This window comes from Amycolatopsis sp. NPDC003731 (assembly GCF_053586895.1).
Map to the genome: position 1 here is coordinate 1 of NZ_JBSFNC010000299.1, position 2,526 is coordinate 2,526.

2 protein-coding genes are annotated in these 2,526 nt (G+C 70.3%); both read left to right on the forward strand.

Annotated elements, in window-relative coordinates; genetic code table 11:
• The first annotated feature begins 303 nt into the window (after positions 1-303).
• A complete protein-coding gene (locus ACWDN5_RS46670; RefSeq protein ID WP_310970824.1) occupies positions 304-1,821 on the forward strand; it encodes a trypsin-like peptidase domain-containing protein in 1,518 nt (505 codons plus the stop codon).
• A gap of 78 nt (positions 1,822-1,899) precedes the next feature.
• On the forward strand, positions 1,900-2,322 hold the full coding sequence (tatB, locus tag ACWDN5_RS46675) for a Sec-independent protein translocase protein TatB (RefSeq protein ID WP_043784308.1): 423 nt from the start codon (positions 1,900-1,902) through the stop codon (positions 2,320-2,322).
• Positions 2,323-2,526: the final 204 nt, after the last annotated feature.

A 2,526-nucleotide genomic window follows, 5' to 3' on the forward strand; every position in this document is an offset into this window, starting at 1 on the left:
GAATGACTCATTCGGGACCTCGGACGTCCCGAATGAGTCATTCGCGACCTTCGAGAAGCACCGGCACCCGCAAAACAAGACCTCGCAGGCCCCCGCCCTCCCTGGGGGGCGTCCCCAAGTCCAGCCTATCCCCACCCCCCGACGGAAACCGCCGCTCAAAGCCTTCCAGGGCGGTTTGTCCACACCACCCTCACGTTGTGGACCGGGGCTCAAGAAACAGCCACTTCACCCGTGGACCGGCAGACTCGGAGCACTGGGCTTGGGTATCGTCACGCCCAGCCACCTGATCTTCTGCACCGGGGAATGATGACCGAGCCGAACGAGAATCCCGAGCAGCCCGGCGCGCGTGAAGCCGACCGGCTGGGCCCGCGGCCGCTCGCGCGGCCGGCCGTCGATCCGGCGCAGGCCGCCGTGTTCGGCAGACCGCAAGGGGTCGACGGGGCGTTCGACAAGCTCTACTCCCCGCAGAAGGCCAACGGCGTCAACCTCGCCCCGCCCGCTCCCGAGTCGCTCGCCGAGGCCTTCCGGCGGCCGCCCGGGGCCGAGGGCGTCCTGCTCGAACGGCCGCGGGAAGCCACTGGTGAACCGTCCGACGCCGAACCGCCCCTGTGGACCGGGACCCGCGATCCCTGGCGTGACCCCGGGGCCGCCGCCGTTCTCGCCGGGCCCGCCGTGCCCGCCGAAGACGAGGAAAAGCCCGCCAACCGGCCTCCCGGCGCGCTGCTCAGCCTGCCCGAGGTGCTCTTCGGACGGCGCGTGCAGCCGAAGGCGCTCGTCCTGCTCGGCGTCGTCGCCTTGCTCATCGGGGCCGCCGGTGGCGTCGTCGGGTGGTGGGCCGCCGACACCGGCACCGAGCTCACCGGCTCCGCCACCATCGCCGAAGCCGAGGCCGGCAAGGAACGTCCCGCCGGGTCCGTCGCCGAAATCGCCAAGCGCGTCGCGCCCGCCGTCGTCTCGCTCGAGGTGTTCAAGCCCGGCGCCGAATCCGGCGAACAGGGCTCCGGTGTCATGATCGACCCGCAGGGCTACATCCTCACCAACGAACACGTCATCGCCTCCGCCGCCGCGGACCCGGGCGTCAAGGTCACCGCCGTCTTCATCGACGGCACGCGCACCGAGGCCAAGCTCGTCGGCGCCGACCAGAAGACCGACCTCGCCGTCGTGAAGGTCAACGTCACCAACCCGACCGTGCTGCAGGTCGGCAAGTCCGCGGACCTGCAGGTCGGCGACACCGTGATGGCGATCGGCTCGCCGCTGGCGCTGCAGAACTCGGTGACCGCCGGCATCGTCAGCGCGCTGAACCGGCCGATCACCGCGGGCGGCGACAACGGCGCCCCGCCGGTCACCTACGAGGCCATCCAGACCGACGCCGCGATCAACCACGGCAACTCCGGCGGCGCGCTCGTCGACTCCACCGGCGCGCTGGTCGGCATCAACTCGTCGATCCGCTCGGCGGGCGCGGACGGCGGCAGCATCGGCATCGGCTTCGCCATCCCGAGCGACTACGCGATCAAGATCGCCAAGGCGCTGATCAAGGACGGCAAGGTCCAGCACGCCGACATCGGCATCAACGCGTCGTCGACGGTCGCCGGCTCGTCGACGATGGGTGCCCAGGTGAAGAACGTCGCGCCCGGTGGCCCGGCGGCGAACGCGGGCATCAAGGAGGGCGACGTCATCACGAAGATCGGCAACCGGCTCGTCCGCGACTCCGCGGAGCTGACGGTCGCGGTCCGCGCGCACGACGTCGGCGAAGTGGTCCCGGTGCAGCTGGCCCGCGACGGCGCCAGTTTCGTCGTGGACGTAACCCTGGCTTCCGACTGAGTTCCCGCGTTCGGCCTGCCGGAGCGCGGCGGTCGGCGGGTACCCTGGGCGGGTAGGTTCTTCTTCGGAGGTTGACTGGTGTTCGAGAGTGTCGGATGGGGCGAAATCCTCGTCCTCATCATCGCCGGTCTGTTCATCCTCGGCCCGGAACGGCTGCCGGAGGCGGCGTCCTGGCTCGCGAAGAGCGTGCGCAAGGTCCGCGAGTTCGCGACCGGCGCCAAGGAGCAGCTCCGCGAGGAGATGGGCCCGGAGTTCGACCAGCTGCGCAAGCCGCTGGAAGACCTGCGCGGGCTGCGGAACTTCGACCCGAAGCGAGTCGTGACGCAGCACCTGTTCGACGGCGACGCCGATCCGCTCGGCCTGAAGGGCATCACGAACGGCAGCAGCACCCCGGCGAACGGGACGAACGGTTCGAACGGCTACCTGGCCGGCCAGACCCAGTCGGCGCCGGAGCCGCTGAAGCCGGGCGAGCGCCCCCCGATCGACCCGGACGCAACGTAGTCGCGATCGGCTTCCTGGCCAAACTGGTCTGCGGCCTGTCTCGACGCCTGCGGCCGAATGAACGGTGCAAACCGGCGGCCGGCCGGTAGCGCAAGGCGACAAAACACCTCACCAGACCTCCCCCGCCCCTGATCCCTGCGATCCCTTCAGTCGGCGGTCGGGTTTGTCAAGGCACGCTTTCCCGCCTTGACAAACCCGACCGGC

What these genes read in the sequence shown, in the direction of transcription:
- ACWDN5_RS46670 (WP_310970824.1), top strand. Translation starts at nt 304, where the DNA reads ATGATGACCGAGCCGAACGAGAATCCCGAGCAGCCCGGCGCGCGTGAA.